The sequence below is a fragment of the Odoribacter sp. genome (assembly GCF_985060555.1).
The window spans coordinates 1-17,350 of sequence record NZ_CFKYFN010000095.1; the positions used below are offsets into that span (position 1 = coordinate 1).

Annotated in this window: 13 protein-coding genes, 1 pseudogene and 1 riboswitch; of the genes and pseudogenes, 6 read left to right on the forward strand and 8 right to left on the reverse strand. The window is 43.1% G+C overall.

Annotation, left to right across the window (positions count from 1 at the left end; genetic code table 11):
* Positions 1 to 375: 375 nt before the first annotated feature.
* Positions 376 to 866 (reverse strand): annotated as a pseudogene (locus tag AC5RDS_RS13020) (transposase); the annotation flags it as partial.
* 82 nt (positions 867 to 948) lie between these two features.
* Between AC5RDS_RS13020 and AC5RDS_RS13025 the strand changes: the two are divergent.
* Positions 949 to 1,470 carry a hypothetical protein gene (locus AC5RDS_RS13025; protein ID WP_195328757.1) on the forward strand — a complete coding sequence of 174 codons (522 nt, stop codon included), beginning with the start codon at positions 949 to 951 and terminating at the stop codon, positions 1,468 to 1,470.
* 131 nt (positions 1,471 to 1,601) lie between these two features.
* On the opposite strand, the gene dnaG is transcribed toward AC5RDS_RS13025, so the two are convergent.
* Positions 1,602 to 3,539 carry a DNA primase gene (gene dnaG / locus AC5RDS_RS13030; RefSeq protein WP_337778701.1) on the reverse strand — a complete coding sequence of 646 codons (1,938 nt, stop codon included), beginning with the start codon at positions 3,537 to 3,539 and terminating at the stop codon, positions 1,602 to 1,604.
* 191 nt (positions 3,540 to 3,730) lie between these two features.
* On the opposite strand from dnaG, the gene AC5RDS_RS13035 reads away from it, so the two are divergent.
* The 5 genes from AC5RDS_RS13035 (at position 3,731) to AC5RDS_RS13055 (ending at position 10,441) form a co-directional block, all read left to right on the forward strand.
* Entirely contained in the window at positions 3,731 to 4,378 is a 648-nt protein-coding gene (locus tag AC5RDS_RS13035; RefSeq protein WP_013612709.1) for a TetR/AcrR family transcriptional regulator, read from the forward strand.
* Between the two features lie 99 nt (positions 4,379 to 4,477).
* On the forward strand, positions 4,478 to 5,776 hold the full coding sequence (locus AC5RDS_RS13040; protein WP_013612710.1) for a TolC family protein: 1,299 nt from the start codon (positions 4,478 to 4,480) through the stop codon (positions 5,774 to 5,776).
* A gap of 73 nt (positions 5,777 to 5,849) precedes the next feature.
* Positions 5,850 to 6,887 carry an efflux RND transporter periplasmic adaptor subunit gene (locus AC5RDS_RS13045; RefSeq protein WP_013612711.1) on the forward strand — a complete coding sequence of 346 codons (1,038 nt, stop codon included), beginning with the start codon at positions 5,850 to 5,852 and terminating at the stop codon, positions 6,885 to 6,887.
* Between the two features lie 29 nt (positions 6,888 to 6,916).
* A complete protein-coding gene (locus AC5RDS_RS13050) occupies positions 6,917 to 10,072 on the forward strand; it encodes an efflux RND transporter permease subunit (RefSeq protein WP_013612712.1) in 3,156 nt (1,051 codons plus the stop codon).
* Positions 10,073 to 10,144: 72 nt separating this feature from the next.
* Positions 10,145 to 10,441 (forward strand): PG0541 family transporter-associated protein, encoded by a 297-nt coding sequence (locus AC5RDS_RS13055; protein ID WP_013612713.1) that lies wholly within the window; start codon positions 10,145 to 10,147, stop codon positions 10,439 to 10,441.
* Positions 10,442 to 10,547: 106 nt separating this feature from the next.
* Here AC5RDS_RS13055 and AC5RDS_RS13060 read toward each other — a convergent pair whose 3' ends face one another.
* The 6 genes from AC5RDS_RS13060 to AC5RDS_RS13085 all read right to left on the reverse strand — a co-directional run bounded on the left by AC5RDS_RS13060 (position 10,548) and on the right by AC5RDS_RS13085 (position 17,338).
* Positions 10,548 to 11,459, reverse strand: coding sequence for a YitT family protein (locus AC5RDS_RS13060; protein WP_013612714.1), 912 nt, complete (start codon positions 11,457 to 11,459; stop codon positions 10,548 to 10,550).
* 208 nt (positions 11,460 to 11,667) lie between these two features.
* Entirely contained in the window at positions 11,668 to 12,183 is a 516-nt protein-coding gene (gene nrdG, locus AC5RDS_RS13065) for an anaerobic ribonucleoside-triphosphate reductase activating protein (protein WP_013612716.1), read from the reverse strand.
* 7 nt (positions 12,184 to 12,190) lie between these two features.
* Positions 12,191 to 14,398 (reverse strand): anaerobic ribonucleoside triphosphate reductase, encoded by a 2,208-nt coding sequence (locus tag AC5RDS_RS13070; protein WP_013612717.1) that lies wholly within the window; start codon positions 14,396 to 14,398, stop codon positions 12,191 to 12,193.
* A 98-nt stretch (positions 14,399 to 14,496) separates the two neighbouring features.
* Positions 14,497 to 14,693, reverse strand: a riboswitch (cobalamin riboswitch).
* A gap of 241 nt (positions 14,694 to 14,934) precedes the next feature.
* On the reverse strand, positions 14,935 to 15,414 hold the full coding sequence (locus AC5RDS_RS13075) for a C-GCAxxG-C-C family protein (RefSeq protein ID WP_022159564.1): 480 nt from the start codon (positions 15,412 to 15,414) through the stop codon (positions 14,935 to 14,937).
* Positions 15,415 to 15,478: 64 nt separating this feature from the next.
* Complete coding sequence (locus tag AC5RDS_RS13080) at positions 15,479 to 16,333, reverse strand: PepSY-like domain-containing protein (protein ID WP_118102944.1); 855 nt, start codon at positions 16,331 to 16,333, stop codon at positions 15,479 to 15,481.
* Between the two features lie 51 nt (positions 16,334 to 16,384).
* A complete protein-coding gene (locus tag AC5RDS_RS13085; RefSeq protein WP_013612720.1) occupies positions 16,385 to 17,338 on the reverse strand; it encodes a tetratricopeptide repeat protein in 954 nt (317 codons plus the stop codon).
* Between the last annotated feature and the right edge of the window lie 12 nt (positions 17,339 to 17,350).

Genomic DNA, 17,350 nt, shown 5'->3' on the forward strand with positions numbered 1-17,350 from the left:
CAGACACCACCGGTCGGGCGTTCGGAAAACCTAACCGGACACTCGTTCCTGCTCCAATGGTCTTCCGCCACAAAACCCTCCATCTTCCGTCAGCACTACAGGGCAAAGAAGGAAAGTTTTATTGAATGAAAGGGCAGGCCACCCTGACCGGAGTACGAATACCTGGATTATTAGATCGGATTATTTCTATAAAATACTGATTATTAAATTAATCTCTAATGCATAAAGTATCAGAAAAACATCTGTTTGATAGAAGTTTATACTTTTTAGGTCACAGTTCGTTTTCCATGCAGTGATAACACGAACACCGGAGACGAATAAGTAACGAACTATATTAATCTGCAAGTAAAATGAGAGAAAAAACTCCACCATAAGCTATTTTGTTTGCCGGGTAGATACAAATCCATCCACATAAGGAGAGTCTGATTTGATTACGGCAAATGCTTGCCTGACGAGCTTGTTTGCAACAGTAATAAGAGCCACCTTGGAAGGTTTCCGTTGGCTTTCAATCGTGTGTAGCACTCTTTACAGGTTGTGTTACCACGTAATGCCGACCACGAGGCGGCATATAGCAGTGAACGCAGGCTCACATCCCCGTTACGGTTTATCCCACCTTTGATGTGCACGGATGTTCCGGATTGCTGGTATGTCGGGCATATTCCGATAAAACGGGAAATTTGCTTTGCGTTATCGAAATAGGAGAATCCTCCGGTAGCGACAATCAAGGCCGTAGCCAAAGTGATACCAATTTCTTTGATGGATGTAAGAAGTTTAATCTGCCTGTCAAACTCTGACGAAGCCAGGTCTGCAAGTTCAGATTCCAAAGACTCTATTTGACTGGCCAAAAAAGAATATGTTAAAGCAATAAATAACAAGCTTATCTTTACAAAAAATAACTGTTTTGCTATAGATTCATTAAAAGTATGCCAGGAAGCCTACGAAGATTTATTGGCAAATCTCATAGATGTAAATAAAGTTATAGAGCAAGCAGAAAATGATTCACTTGAAATAAATTTGCAATATCCATTCCCAACTACATATTCAGCTTCTCACACAAGTTATATATTCACAAAACATAATACGACAAATAATTTAAATATTCTTTCCCCACGTTTAAAAACTTCAAGCGAAGATGGAGGAACAACAGAAAGAAATGTATTGTTAGCTTCAATGGCAGCTAATAGTCATTGTTATTTCCAAAGTGGCACTGCTAACATAAAATCTATAACACATGTAAATATTTCCATTTTCTTTTGGTCTTTTATGATTCATGATGAGGTATGGGGACACCATAATGGTGCAAATGGATTAGGTGTAATTGGAGAAAATAATGGTAATTATGAATATGATTGGTTATATGCTTTAGATAATCACACAGGAGAATTTAATTGGGAATTTCGTAACGTATCTTCCAGTACAGATGGCGTTTCTATTAATCATAATTTTTTTGGTAAAAAAGTAAATCGATAGATCGGGATATTCAGTAAATATCCCTACCTAAAGATAAAAAAGTCAACTAATTCGCAATAATTTACACATGAATCAGTCGACTAATTTCCTAATATTTTAGGAATGTCCCTGGATCAACCACAGTTGTTTTGCTAAATCGTCCTTTTCAATTTCTCATTGATTCTGGCCCGGACTTTAATCATAGCATTCTTTTTCTTAATCCATTCGACAAGCCGTTCCATATCGCCTGCATTTTGAAATTCCAGAATCTTCTCGTCAGCCTCGCGGCAAAGGATTTCTACCCGGCGCATCTTATAATTATCCACAATTTTAGGCAATAGTTCGTCGAGCATCATCTCTTCGGTCCGCATCGAGGAATCTTTCAGGGTCCAAAGTTTACTCAATTCATAGGGTTCGCTCAGAATATCCGCGACAAGTTCACAAATCGACACATCCGGGTTGCCGATAAAATACTTAGAAGGGATAAATCCGGGATTCCGATAATTCTTCCGGTATTCATTCTGAATTTCTCTCAAACGGGGATTCAACATTTCCAGTTCGTCCTCAGCCAGTTCGTGAATGATATATTCCCCGACAGTAACCGAATAAGGCATCCCGTCACGCTCTTCTTCGTAAAGCTCCTGTCCTCCGAAGAGCAACAAATAACGCACCAACACCATTTCTTCGGTGTCGCAAGGCGTCACCTGAACAGTCTTGGCCGGAGTCAGAGTCACCCGAGGGGGCTGTTGAGTGGGCGATTTATAGGGCAAAGGGGTCGGATCGCCGACTTTTTCTTTCCGGATACGGGCGATCTCATTGTAAAGGAGCTTTTCTTCCACCTTCATTTGGTTCGCAGTCTCCTGAACATATACCGAACGGGTGATCGTATCGGGAATCAACGAAATACTCCTGACGATATCTGTAATCAACTTCGCTCTTTCTATCGGATCACTACCCGCTTGTGTCAACAATAATTTTGTCTTGAAATGAATAAAATCCGTTTCATGCCCGGAGATATACTCCAACACTTCTTCGGCAGTATGCGCCTGCGCATAGGAATCGGGGTCCTCGCCGTCGGGCAAGGACACGACACGGACATTCAATCCCTCTTCGAGTACCAGGTCGATCCCGCGTAGAGACGCTTTTATTCCCGCAGCATCACCGTCATAGATGATCGTTACATTCGGGGTCAAACGGCGGATCAGACGGATTTGTTCGATCGTCAGAGAAGTACCCGAAGAAGCCACGGTATTTTCTATCCCCTTTTGGTGAAAAGAGATCACATCGAGATATCCCTCTACCAAATAACAACGATTGTGCTGTACAATACTTTTCTTGGCAAAATAGATCCCGTACAGCGTACGGCTCTTGTGGTAAATCTCAGACTCCGGAGAGTTGAGGTATTTGGCACTTTTCTTATCGTTGGTCATAATCCGGCCACCGAAAGCAATGATCTTACCGGCCAAATCACGAATCGGGAACATCACCCTGGCACGGAAACGATCGAACAGTCCGCGTTCCGATTCTATGGTCAGTCCCGTTTTTACCAAAAACTCTTTTTTATATCCTTTTTCTAAAGCTGCTTTCGTGAAACCGTCCCAAGCTTCGGGACAATACCCCAAACCGAATTTCTCGATCGTCCGATCATCCAATCCCCGACGACGAAAATACCCCAACCCCACCGATTTCCCTTCATCGGTATGCAACAGTTGCTGTACGAAAAATTCTTCGGCATAATTGGTCACGATCAGCATACTTTCCCGCTCGCTCTTCTCTTGCTTTTCGTGTTCCGAAAGCTCTTTTTCTTCGATGATAATATTATATTTAGCCGCCAGCCAACGCAGAGCCTCGACATAAGACAATTGTTCGTGTTCCATAATGAAATTCACCGCATTCCCGCCTTTCCCGCATCCGAAGCATTTATAAATACCCTTCGACGGGGAGACCGTAAAAGAACCTGTTTTTTCATTATGAAAAGGACAACAGCCCACATAATTCACCCCTCTCTTCTTCAGACTTACAAAGTCGGAAATCACTTCGTAAATATCTGCAGCATCGAAAATCTTCTGTATCGTCGCTTGATCAATCATAGTACAAAGGTAAGAGGTAAAAAGGAAAAAGATAAAAGGTAAAAGGTAAAAAGTAAAAGGTTTTTCTATTTATTATATTTCACAGTATTTTAACTACATTACAATCACGCTTTGGCACAATATTTGTACTTTTGCGTCCCATGGAAACGATATATATTCAAAACGTTTTCATGTGCAAATTTAATTTTATCATGACAGAAAGCGAATTTAATCGGGCAAGAGAAGAACTATTAGAAAATATTTCTGAGTTATTTTTAAAATATGGCTTAAGAAGTACTTCAATGGACGATATCTGTTCGCATCTCAAGATCTCGAAAAAAACTTTATACCAATATTTCAGTAATAAAGACGATCTTGTCGAACAGATCATGATGCACCGTAGAAATAATTACCGTACACAGAAGGATATCGAAGAACTGAAACAACATAATTCTGTAGAGATCATGTTGACGATCAGAGACCATATCATCCGGAGCTTCAACAGCAGGATGCCGGCGAATTTATTCGATTTAAAGAAATACCATCCGGATGTTTATCAACGAGTAAATAACAAAGATCAGATTTTTATCCAAAATTTATTTAACGAAGTGATCGACAAAGGGATACGGGATGGTTATTTCCGGTCTGATATCAATCGTGAGATCCAGGTCTACCTGTTTGTAAAGCAAATGTCTCTCATCGGTGAGCCGGAAATGATCAGTGAATTGAAATATCCGATTTCTACGATCGTCTCTACGATTGTAGAAAATATTATCCGCAGTTTCGCGACTCCCCAAGGGATGCATGAATTGGAACATTTACTTTATAATAAACCTCATGAAAAAACAACTAAGCCATGAAAAAGAACAGATCTAACTTTCCCAGGAGCTATGCTGTTTAGCTGAATTTCGGGATATAAACGTGTATAATCAAAATCAAAAATCTAATAATTAAAGAGAATGAAAAGAGGAGTATTAATCATTTTTGTTGCGATTCTCATTCCGTGTTTGCTGCAAGCCCAGACCACACCGAATGATCCCCAGCGTCTGACGCTAGAACAAGCGGTAAATTTTGCCGTAGAGCACAACAAAGAACTACAGGCATCCCAAATGAATATCGAATTGAGAAATAAAATGGTGACAGAAGCCATTTCTCAAGGTTTGCCTCAAATCAACGGCGATCTGAACTATAGCACCAATTTCAGATATAAGATGAGTTTCCCTGGATCGGAATCGTCTACCGTACTGAAAGACCAGTCGAGCGTCGGGGTTACCGTTAACCAACTGCTATTCAGTGGTGAATGGATATTGGGAATACAAACCAGTAAGATTGCTAAACTGATTGCTTCTCAGCAAGTGGATGTAACCGAATTGGATATTAAAGAAACGGTTTATAATTCGTATTATACCATCCTGGTGAGCGAACGCCTGATGGAAATCGTAAAGCAGAACCTGGAAAATATGAGCCAGATACAGCGTCATACCGAAAATATGCTGGCAGCAGGTACTGCCGAGCCGACAGACGTCGATCAGATCCGCATCACTGTCGGACAGTTGAAAAACAGCCTTCTGGCTATGCAACGGACAGTAGACGTAAACTATAATTTATTGCGCCTGCAACTGGGTTTACAAGCCGGGACTCCGATCACCCTGGCCGATCAACTGGATAATTTTCTGGAAGTCGGTAATTTCCTGAAACTGGCCGGCCAGGAATTCGATATCAACCAGAATGCCCAATACAAACTGATGGAGACCCAGGAGGAATTACAAAAGAAAATGGTAGGATTGAAAAAATGGGCTTATTCACCGACGATCTCTGCAAACTACGGTTACACCTATAAAATCCTGAAACCTAGCTTGGATTTCAGTCCGAAACATTCAGCTACCATTACGATGAGTATTCCTATTTTTTCAGGTCTGCAACGTAAAGCGCAGCTCGATCAGGAGAAAATCACGCTGGAACAAACCACGCTGAACAAGAGTTTATTGGCGGATCAATTGAACTTACAGGAAGAGCAATATAAATTCGCCCTGAAAAATGCTTTGGAAGATTATAACCTGCAAAGTGAGAATATTCAGGTTGCCCGGAAAGTGCTGGAAAATTACCAGTATAAATACAATGCCGGAGCCGTATCCAGTTTAGATCTGACCCAGGCCAACAATAATTACCTGACCGCAGAAAACAACTATACTTCGGCTTGTTTAACATTATTACAGGCACAAACTCAACTGGAGAAACTGTATAACGAGCTAAAATAATCAGGAGTGAATAGTCGGAAAGCGATCTTTTAGCTCTGTAATTGAAAAAGAAACAAATTAAATATTGAAAACAATGATAAAGAACGTAATTTTATCTACCCTCGCGATTGCTGTATTAGCCGGTTGTTCAGGAAAGAAAGATTCTGACAAAGATACCAGCGTAGTTGAAGCTATCCCGGTGAAAGTTCAAAAACTGGAAAAAGAAAACATTGCCCGTACCCTGGACTACACAGCAAATTTACAGGCAGACGAGCAAGTGTATTATGCACCTGCAGCTACCGGACGTATTGAAAAAATCTATGTAGAAGTTGGGGACCGGATTAAAAAAGGACAATTATTAGTCGAAATGGACCGGACGAATCTGCAACAAGCCGAAGTCCAGTTAAAAAATCTGGAAACCGAATACAACCGGGCTAAAATGCTGAATGAAACTCAGAGTATCAGTAAGCAAGCCTACGATGCTGCAGTGACCCAATATGAGGTAGCTAAATCGAACGTAGACTTCCTGAAAGAAAATACCCGGATGTTGGCTCCTTTCAACGGAGTAGTGACCGGAAAATATTTCGAAAACGGAGAAGTATATACAGGAGCTGCTTTCGGTGGTGCTTCCAAACCATCGATCATTGCAATTGAAAAAATCAATCCCCTGAAAGCCTACGTAAATCTTTCGGAACAATATTTCTTATCGGTAAAGAAAGGCACGAAAGTAGAATTGAAAAGTAGCCTTTACCCCGACCGGATATTCGAAGGACAGGTAAGTATCGTTTATCCGACGATCGATCCGGCTTCGAGAACTTTCACCGTTGAAGTGAAGATTCCGAACGATGACGAAGCATTACGTCCCGGTATGTACGGAACCATCAATTTCTTTATCGGAAATACCGAAACCGTTGTTGTTCCTGCTATCGCTGTGTTGAAACTTCAGGGTGCGAATGACCGCTACGTATTCATCAACAAAGACGGTAAAGCCAAAAGAGTATCCGTGAATTTAGGGAAGCGTTTTGAAGATAAGATCGAATTGATCAGCGACGAAATCCAGGAAGGAGACGAATTGATCGTTGTCGGTCAGGGACGTGTTATCGACGGTTCACCCATTACTATCACTCAATAAGATAAATACATCAAATAAATAGTAAGAATATGAGTATATACAATACAGCGGTCAACAAGCCTATTTCCACATTAATGGTATTTATCGCCATTATGGTATTAGGTGTTGCCTCTTATATACAGTTGCCGGTGGACCAATACCCTAAGATGGACCCGCCCTACCTCACAGTGATGGCAACTTATCCGGGAGCGAATGCTTCGGATATTGAGGAAAATGTAACCAAAATCCTGGAAGATCAATTGAACTCCGTAGATAATCTGAAAGAGATGACCTCTACGTCCTATGACAACTTAGGAGTAATCTCTCTGGAGTTCGAATGGGAAGCCAATCTGGACGAAGCATCCAACGACGTACGTGACGCTGTCGATAAAGCAATGCAAAATTTGCCGGACGATATCGACCGACCGACCATTATGCGTTTCAACACGTCTATGATGCCGATCCTGATTTATGCCGTCACGGCCGACCAATCTTATCCCGGTATAGACAAGATTCTGGATGACAAACTGATCACCCGTTTGAACCGGGTAGACGGTGTAGCTTCTGTGATCGTTGCCGGAGCACCGGAACGTGTGGTTTATGTCGATTTAGACCCGAATAAACTGGATGCTTACAACCTGACTCTCGAACAGATCGGTAACAAAATTCTGGCAGAGAACAAGGATGTTTCTTCCGGTAATGTGAAAATGGGGCTGATGGACTATGCCTTGCGTGTAGAAGGGGAGTTCGCAGAAAGCGACCAGATCAAAAATATCGTACTCGGCACTCAAAATAATAAAACCATCTATTTGCATGATGTTGCTGTCGTGCGGGATACGATCAAAGACATCACACTGGAACAAACGATCAACCGGGGACGCGGCGGTGTACTGATGATCACCAAACAAACCGACGCCAATGCCGTTGCCGTAGCTAAAGAAGCGAAAAAGCAACTGGAATTGGCGATGAAAGAATTGCCTTCGGACATCAACTTCCAAATCATTTCGGATAACTCGGACTTTATCGTAAAGTCGATCAACAACCTGCAGGAAACATTGATGTACGCTTCGATCTTTGTGGTATTGGTCGTATTTCTGTTCTTAGGACGATGGAGGGCCACCTTTATCATTGCTCTGACCATCCCGATCTCACTGATTGTCGCCTTCATCTATTTGTTTGCAACGGGTGAGTCTCTGAACGTAATTTCACTGTCCTCCCTCTCTATTGCAATCGGTATGGTGGTAGACGATGCCATCGTAGTGTTGGAAAACGTAACGAAACATATCGACCGGGGAAGCCGGCCACGTGAAGCAGCCAAATACGGAACGAATGAAGTATGGTTGTCTGTAATCGTCACCACACTGGTAACCGTAGCTGTGTTCTTCCCGCTGACCCTGGTAACCGGAATGACCGGAATCTTGTTCAAACAGTTGGGATGGATCGTTTGTATCACCGTATGTACCTCGACACTGACGGCTATTTCTCTGACTCCTATGCTTTGTTCACAATTAATGCGGATACAGGAAAAGACCAGTAACAGCAAGTTCAGCTTTTACAATTTCGTATCCCGGCAATTGGATAGGCTGGATTCAGGTTATGAAAGACTGATCCGTTGGGTACTGCATCATAAAACATTCGTCATTTGTTTCATGACTGCCATCTTCCTGGGGTCTTGCAGCCTTACGCGTTTTATCAAAACCGACTTTATGCCGCAGAACGACCAGAGCAATATGACTGTATATGCAAAAATGCAATCCGGTCAACGGGTAGAAGAGACGAAAAGAGTCGCTTTACAGATCGACTCAATGATCCGGGCAGATATACCGGAAATTACGATCATCAACTTGTCGTACGGTAGTGAAGAAGAAGCTTCCTTCGCTTCTATGATGAACAGTACCGGTAACAATATCCTGAATATGCGTTTACGTACCGTAGATATTAAAGACCGTGAACGGAGTATTTTCGTCATTGCCGACCAGGTTCGTTCTATCTTGAAGAGTTTCCCGGATGTACTGCAATATACAGTCAGTACCTCATCCAGCGGTGGTTCTATGGGTAGCAACTCTGTCGATATCGAAATTATGGGTCACGATTTCAACACAACCACCCGTTTGGCTCAGGATATCGCAGTGAAAGCCCGTCAGATCCCGGGAGCCGAAGATATCAAAATCAGCCGGGACGACGATAAAGCCGAACTCCAGATTGCTTTAGATCAGGATAAACTGGCTCGTCATGGTTTGACCACTTCAGAAGTCGGTTCTTATGTCCGTAACCGGATCTACGGTTTCCGTAACAGTAAATTCAAAGAAGACGGAGAAGAATACGACATCATCGTCCGCCTGGATGAGAAATACCGTTCTTCTCTGACGGAGATCGAAAATATCCTGATCATAGACGGCCACGGCGAAAAAATACGTCTGAAAGAATTGGGTGAAATCAAAGAGTACTTCTCACCGCCAAATATCGAGCGTAAAAGCAAACAGCGTATCCTGAAAGTGTCTATCACTCCGGCAGCTGGCGTAGCTTTAGGAGATATCGCACAGGCATCACAACAGATTATCGACAATCTGGAAGATGTACCTCAGGATGTCAGTCTTTACATCGGTGGTAACTACGAAGACCAGCAGGAATCCTTCAGTTCTTTGATCTGGCTGTTACTGTTGTCCCTGATGTTGGTATACATTGTGATGGCCGCTCAGTTCGAATCTTTCAAGATGCCGTTCATTATCATGTTGGCCATTCCGTTTGCATTCACAGGAGTAATTCTGGCCCTGTTGCTCACGAACACCACCTTGAGTATCGTGGCTGCCTTGGGTGCTATTATGTTGGTCGGTATCGTGACGAAGAACGGTATTGTGTTGATCGACTTTATCAACCTGATGCGTGAAAGAGGTATTCGCTTGTACGATGCTATTGCACAAGCTTGTCGTTCCCGTCTGCGTCCGGTATTGATGACCTCTTTGACTACGATTCTGGGTATGGTACCGATGGCGATCAGTGCAGGTGAAGGTTCCGAAACCTGGCGGCCAATGGGTATCGCAGTAATCGGTGGTATGGTTTTCTCCACCATCATTACGATGATCATCGTCCCGGCCGTATACGCTGCTATGGACAAAAGCGGTAGCCGTGACAAGAAAAAGGCACTGGCCAAAGAATTTAAATTTATGAAAGACTTCGATCCTGAAAAAGATCTACCCAAAAAGTAATCGATAATGCAGATTTACAGTTTCAGACCGATATTAAAGTCTGAAATTGTAAATCAAAAATCAAAATCAAATATGAAGAAAGCAGTATTCATAACATACAACCAAGCCCTGACAGAGCGAGTAGCTTTTCTCCTCGATCAATTACAGATCAAAGGATTTACACAATGGCCTCTGGTTAACGGAGCAGGAACAGAAACCGGAGAACCTCGTATGGGATCTCATACCTGGCCGGAAATGAACTCCGCCACCATTACCATCGTCGAAGAAGAAATGGTGCCCCTGATTCTGAAATACGTCAAAGCGTTGGATGAAGTAAACAAAGAAAACGGTATCCGGGCTTTTGTCTGGGATATTACCGATATGTATTAATCCGAAAACTCAATAGGGTCTGCGCAAAGCAACTGCACAGACCCTATTCAAAAATTCTCTTTCTTAACCACAACCGACAATCTGCCTAAGTGGCAGTAAAATAGTTTCAACTTTCTTTCAGCGGTTTAAAGCCGCGTCCCAGAATTTCTTTCGAATCGATTACATTGATAAAGGCTTCGGGGTCGATTTCTGCAATCCGATGCCGTAAAATCATCATTTCACGGCGTGTGAGGATGGTGTAGATCATATTGCGGCTTTCTCCCCGATACATACCGACAGCCGGCAATAAGGTTGCTCCCCGGTTGATATCCTTGATAATGACATCCTTCACCGGATCTAACTTATCAGTGACAATCATCAGGGTCTTATGTACAGCAGCACCGTCGATTACCAGATCGATCACTTTTCCTTCGATAAATACGATAATCCAGGAATACATCGGTAAACGCCAGTCACCGAAAGCAACAACCGTCGACAACGTAATGGTACAGTCGACAATAATCACCAAAGTTCCAAGCGATATGTGGGTATATTTATTCAAAATCATAGAAATGATATCGGATCCTCCGGAAGTTGCCCGTGCCTTAAAGATCATACCGATCCCGATACCATAAACAATTCCTCCGAAAATAGCGGACAACAACTGTTCGTTCAGTAACGTACGATCCGTAATACCGGGCTCCAACAAGGCATCATAGCCGTATAAATAGTGGATGAGACGCATAAATGCCGGAATAGCGAACGTACAGATAATGGTTTTTACCCCGAACATACCTCCCAAAAAGTAAATTCCCAACAAGAGTAAAGGAACGTCCATACACAGGGCTGCAATTTCAGTCTCCCACCCCCACAAATGGTGAAATACCATAGACAATCCGTAAGTTCCTCCGGGAGCAAACCCATAAGGCTCAGCAAACATCACCGCCCCCAGGGCAAAAACAAAACATCCGCCCAACAACCAGGCATAGGTTATAAAAAAATCTTTAGAGAGAAATTTCTCTTTCGTAACAAATCCCATATTGACTTTAGATTTATGATTTTGATTTATGATTTAACGCCGCCAAAATTACGAATTGTTTTCGGCATTTTCTTGGCATAAAATATTTTCAACATGTTTTGTTTATATCTGTATATCAATCTATTAAACAACAAGACACAGGCATATTTATACAAGAAAGAGCATATTTATACAAAAACAGGAAATCGCATTGAAAACGATTGAAGCCCTATACGGCAATAACAGGATAAGGTGAGTAATCGTAAAGTTGTATTTTCCCTTTCAAGAGGGATTCAGGAACATCGATCAGCCGTTGATTGCTACTTCCCCTGAAAAGCAAATCGGTATCCCGCAAATGCTGATTAAAACGTCCATCTACCAAAACATCGATATAAGGCAAGATTTGTGCCAACCGGGCAGACCGGCACACCTCTTCGTAGCGATAACCGGTATAACACCAAATATTCTTTTTGCTTTTGTTTTTAATCAACTTAGCCAATTCAGTAAATGCTTCGACTTGCTCCAAAGGGTCTCCCCCACTAAAAGTAATATTTGAAAAAGGATCGGTCAGCAAGCGTTCGGCCACCTCTTCTACTCCGACCGCATGCCCATGCTCACGTTCCCAGGATTGGGGATTATGACAACCGGGGCAATGATGCCGGCATCCTGCCGCATAGAGAGAGGTCCGGAATCCCGGACCATCTACCACGGTATCTTCGATAATATCCAATAAAAACAGGTTCATCGCTAAACTAATTATGTCTGACCCGATCATTCAATTCAGCCAGTTTCGCCTGATTCCAGCGATTTGTCGTACCGACCAGATATCCGGTAATCCGTTGCAGGCGATCGATATGATGTCCTCCGCAATTGGGGCATTCTTCCAAACCGTCGGTCGCGTCTTCATGTCCACAATCCATACAGCGGTTACGGTTGTGATTGACAGAACAATACCCCATATTATAGCGGTCCATCATGTCTACCACCGACATAATCGCATCCGGATTGTGGGTTGCATCTCCATCGATCTCTACATAGAAGATATGCCCTCCGCGGGTCAGATCATGGTAAGGAGCTTCTATTTCTGCTTTATGCCGGGCACTGCATCGATAATAGACAGGCACATGATTCGAGTTCGTGTAATATTCCCGGTCGGTCACTCCCGGGATGATTCCGAAACTCTTTTTATCCTTCTGAGTGAATCTCCCGCTCAATCCTTCGGCAGGAGTAGCCAATACACTATAATTGTGCTGCCAGCGCTCCGAAAATTCATTCGCTTTATCCCGGAAACGGGTTATAATTCGGATCCCTAACTGCTGTGCAGCCGGATCTTCTGCATGGTGCTTACCTGTCAACGCGACCAAACATTCGGCCAAACCGATAAAACCGATCCCCAGTGTCCCTTGATTTATAACACTCTCTATCGTATCTTCAGGTTTCAACTTCTCCGTTCCTACCCACAGAGAACTCATTAAGAGAGGGAATTGCTTTGCCCGGGCAGTTTTCTGAAACTCAAACCGACGATGTAATTGCAAAGCCGTCAACTCAAGGAGTTCGTCCAATTTCGAGAAAAATGTCCGGATTCTTTCTTCCCGTTCGGAAATATCCATACATTCGATAGCCAGACGTACAATGTTTATCGTCGAGAAAGAAAGATTTCCCCTACCGATGGAAGTCTTCTCTCCGAAGCGGTTTTCAAAAACCCGGGTCCGGCATCCCATGGTAGCCGTCTCATAGCGAAAACGCTCCGGATCGTCGGCTTTCCACAATTCATGCCGGTTAAAAGTAGCGTCCAGGTTGATGAAGTTGGGAAAAAAACGCCGGGCACTGACTTTACAAGCAAAAACATATAAGTCGTAATTGGGATCCTGAGGTAAATAATTCACGCCCCGTTTCTTTTTCCAGATCTGAATCGGAAAGATAGCCGTACCTCCGCTTCCCACTCCCCGATAGGTAGAGGTCAGCATTTCCCGAATAATACAACGGCCTTCGGCAGAAGTATCCGTACCGTAATTGACAGAACTGAAAACAACCTGATTGCCTCCCCGGCTATGAATGGTATTCATATTATGGATAAAAGCCTCCATAGACTGATGTACACGACTTACCGTCCGGTTGATCGCATGTTGTAAAACCCGCTCATCCCCGCTCAAACCGTCCAGCTCAATCCGGACATAATCTTTGATGGGAAAATGGTACAGGTGTTTGTAATCTTCGCCGGTAATCTCTTCCAATACTTTCACCTCTTCGATAAAACTATTCCGCACATAAGGTGCCAGATAAAAATCAAAAGCCGGAATCGCCTGTCCGCCATGCATTTCATTCTGAGCCGTCTCGAGCGAAATGCAACCGAGGATGCTAGCCGTCTCGATCCGTTTTGCCGGACGGGATTCACCATGACCGACATAGAATCCGTTTTTCAGGATCTTATCCAAGGGATGCTGTACGCAGGTGAGACTTTTGGTCGGATAATAATCTTTATCGTGTATGTGCAGATATCCTTGCCGAACGGCATTTTTTACTTCTTCTACCAACAAATAATCGTCGACAAACGGCTTTGTCGTTTCACTGGAAAATTTCATCATCATCCCGGCAGGCGTATCCGCATTCATATTGGCATTTTCCCGGGTCACCTCATTCGATTTCGTCTCTATGATTTCCAAAAAAATATCCCGGGTTTTCGCTTTACGGGCCACACTACGCTGATTCCGGTAAGCAATATATAATTGAGCCACATCTTTACGGCGGCTCTTCATCAATTCGATTTCCACACAGTTTTGAATATCTTCGACACTCATCTGCTCCTGTCCCCGGCAAGCGATACGATCGGCAATTTCATGTGCCAATTGCATATCTTCTCCTTTATCGGTATGCAGCATCGCTCTTCTCACTGCAGCAACGATTTTCTCCTCATTAAAGCCAACTACACGGCCATCTCTTTTCAATACAGTCTGAATCATTATTTTACTTTTTAATCATAAACCGATAACCCATAAGGCAAGGAGAGGACAAAAAAAAGACAAGCGAATCCTTCTTTCCGGCCTTTCCTCGAAAGCCTCAGAAAACAATAATTACGGCAGGTCTTCTGACTTACTCCCGGTTTAAACAACCTTCCCGCCAATAACGGCAGTGGTTCTTCTCGGGTTTAAACCGCTCTACGGAGCTTACAGCAGCGGGACTGTCCGGGATTCTCACCCGATTCCCTTTTCATCTCATCCCTACGCTAGGATAAGAACCGAAATCAAGACAAAAATAGAAAGTTTTTTACGAAGAGAAAAATATTTTCAGAAACTTTTCTGACATTTTTTCAAAGTAACAGATTATCAAAGTTTTCCAATACAAATCTTTTAATCTAGAATCCGGCACATTCAAACTATTGATAATCAACATATAACTACAAAACAAAATTCAAATCATCAAGCAATCAAACATTTAAAAGTTTTCCAAAATAAAAATCCAAAAATTAATCGAGTTAATATTTTTCAGCATTGATATTTTATTCTTCGTCTTTTACTTTTGATTTTTCATTTTGTAGATATTCCACCCAAATTCGGGCTGCTTCTTCCACTGTTTTGAGACAAGGACGTTTTTTATAATATTCGGGTGTCCGGGCTTCAGGCACCGGATCGAACCCGATTCTTGAGGGAGTCACCCCCAACAATTCACCGCAGATCAACGAACCGTTACGCTTCACAAATTTCTCTGCCAATTGTTGTACCAGTCTATAATTCGCTTCTTTCCCTTCCCTATCTTTTCCCTCTACACAACCTGTTTCGAGGCCTGCCAATATAAACATTCCGCAAGCAGCACCGCAAGTCATTCTCATCCGACCGATCCCTCCACCGAACGAAGCCGACATCCGTAATGCCTGTTCGAAAGTATAACCATACTCGTCTGCAAAAGCAGCACATACCGACTGTGAACAATTGTAGCCTTGCCGGAATAATTCGACGGCACGCTGTATCCGGTCTTCCATCATCCTATTTTTTAATGTCCGGCAAAAGTAACGAAAGACCGTGAGAATAGGAAATCTATTTCTTCTATTGCGTAATAATATTCCCTTGCAAATCTATATCCAAAGCCATATCGAGTCCCGGTTGTTGTTTAGGGGTCAAAACAAAATGATACCGATCTCCCTGAGGGAATTGCCGATAGTCGACGCCCCGTACGGTATAGTTTTCATAAGCGGTACTATTCAGGACTTCTTTCACCACCGCAGGGACTTCGGAAAACAATACCGGCCATTCTGTATACTGCCAGTTCATCGAGCGATCGAAATAGATTTGTTTAGCTTCGTTGCCGTCCAGCATATTCGCCTGATATGCCCCGTCGGACCATTTCCCGACTTCAGTCAGTAAAGCCTGCCTATAATTTTGAGTAACAAAAGTAAGAATCGTCTGAGGAATATCGTTTCCACTATAATCTTCAACGACTGCCCGGTGCAGATAAGCTTCGGCATCAGCCCAAATCGTCACCTCATTCGCCCCGTTCTCCAATTCCACCGCATACCAATCGGGATAATTTTTCCGTTCGAGCACTTCTGTAGCCGCATCCGGCGTCCATAAAGTAGGAGGATAATCAATGCTATTGGCAATAAAATCTTTTATCGCAGCAGGAACCGAGGTATAAGTGACCGCATATTCTGCCTGCAACCAGATCCCGGAGGTATTGAACCAGGCTTCATATTCACGTCCGTTCAAGGTAAAGTCGGCCTCCCGGAAAACTCCTTTAGATTCCCATTCTACACCGGTAGCACCCGGATATTTAGCCTGAAAAGCCAATTCTACCGCTTTCCCCGGCCTATCGTCATCTTTATCCGAAGCATCGTCCCGGCAAGCAACGAACATACCCGAACCCAAAAATCCAAGTAATACAACTATTAATCTCGTTTTCATATTCTTTCGTTTTTTCTATTCCTTACGAAAAAAGAAAGAAAATGTTCGAGCTTATAAAATCCGATTCGAATACATGTCTTCGAAGTTAGAAAACTTTCCGTTTATTTTCTGTGCTTCTTCTCCTTCGGGATTCAGTTCGAGTGCTTTTTTCAAATCTTCGACAGAACCGTTTTTATCTCCTTTCATCAGTTTTGCCCGTCCCCGCTCACTGTAAGCACGCGCAAATTCCGGTTTCAATTCTATCGCTTCATCGAATAGTTCGATGGCCTTATCCGGTTGTTCACGGGCAATATAAAGCGTTCCCAGTTGCAGATACGCTTGTTCGTTAAAAGGATTCAGCCCGGTCACCACTTCATAATCCTGCTCTGCAGCCTGATCGTCACCCAAAGCTTCATGCAGACGCCCCCGGATCAAAAAAGCGTTTTCTTCTTCGGGCATCAAACCGATCACCTTTTCGATATCCTGTAATCCATCTTTATAATCCCGAGTAGACAGCATCATCTCTGCCCTCAGCAACAATGCTTCGGCAAAATCCTCCTTTATCGTAATCGCCTGAGACAAAGAGACGATCGTTCCCAATACATCGCCAGCAGCTTTTTTAGCCTTCGCAGCCAGATAATAAGCCGAAGCATTGGTTGCATCCAAAGCAATTACCCGGTTACAATCGGCAATGGCCGCTTCATATTTTTCAGCCATAAAATTCAGGTTGGCCCTCATTAACAAGACAGGAATATTATCAGGCTCGATATCGACCAAACGTCCTGCCGTTTCTATCGCTTCTTCCATCCGATCTTCGCGGTTATAGGCCCCGACCAAATGTTCGAGTACTTCCACATCCTCTTTCAATTTCAATGCTTCATTGAAACAACGGATAGCATAAGTATTCTTACCGATCTTCAATGCTTTGATACCATCGTATTTCAATACATCGAAATTGCGGTTCAATTTAGTCTCTTCGGATTCATCTGTTTCTCCGAAGAATAAAGATTTCAGAAAATTAGCCATATCGATTCAGCG

Coding starts and splice junctions, on each gene's coding strand:
- dnaG (WP_337778701.1), bottom strand. CDS start 3,539: ATGATTGATCAAGCGACGATACAGAAGATTTTCGATGCTGCAGATATT.
- AC5RDS_RS13035 (WP_013612709.1), top strand. CDS start 3,731: ATGACAGAAAGCGAATTTAATCGGGCAAGAGAAGAACTATTAGAAAAT.
- AC5RDS_RS13040 (WP_013612710.1), top strand. CDS start 4,478: ATGAAAAGAGGAGTATTAATCATTTTTGTTGCGATTCTCATTCCGTGT.
- AC5RDS_RS13045 (WP_013612711.1), top strand. CDS start 5,850: ATGATAAAGAACGTAATTTTATCTACCCTCGCGATTGCTGTATTAGCC.
- AC5RDS_RS13050 (WP_013612712.1), top strand. CDS start 6,917: ATGAGTATATACAATACAGCGGTCAACAAGCCTATTTCCACATTAATG.
- AC5RDS_RS13055 (WP_013612713.1), top strand. CDS start 10,145: ATGAAGAAAGCAGTATTCATAACATACAACCAAGCCCTGACAGAGCGA.
- AC5RDS_RS13060 (WP_013612714.1), bottom strand. CDS start 11,459: ATGGGATTTGTTACGAAAGAGAAATTTCTCTCTAAAGATTTTTTTATA.
- nrdG (WP_013612716.1), bottom strand. CDS start 12,183: ATGAACCTGTTTTTATTGGATATTATCGAAGATACCGTGGTAGATGGT.
- AC5RDS_RS13070 (WP_013612717.1), bottom strand. CDS start 14,398: ATGATTCAGACTGTATTGAAAAGAGATGGCCGTGTAGTTGGCTTTAAT.
- AC5RDS_RS13075 (WP_022159564.1), bottom strand. CDS start 15,414: ATGGAAGACCGGATACAGCGTGCCGTCGAATTATTCCGGCAAGGCTAC.
- AC5RDS_RS13080 (WP_118102944.1), bottom strand. CDS start 16,333: ATGAAAACGAGATTAATAGTTGTATTACTTGGATTTTTGGGTTCGGGT.
- AC5RDS_RS13085 (WP_013612720.1), bottom strand. CDS start 17,338: ATGGCTAATTTTCTGAAATCTTTATTCTTCGGAGAAACAGATGAATCC.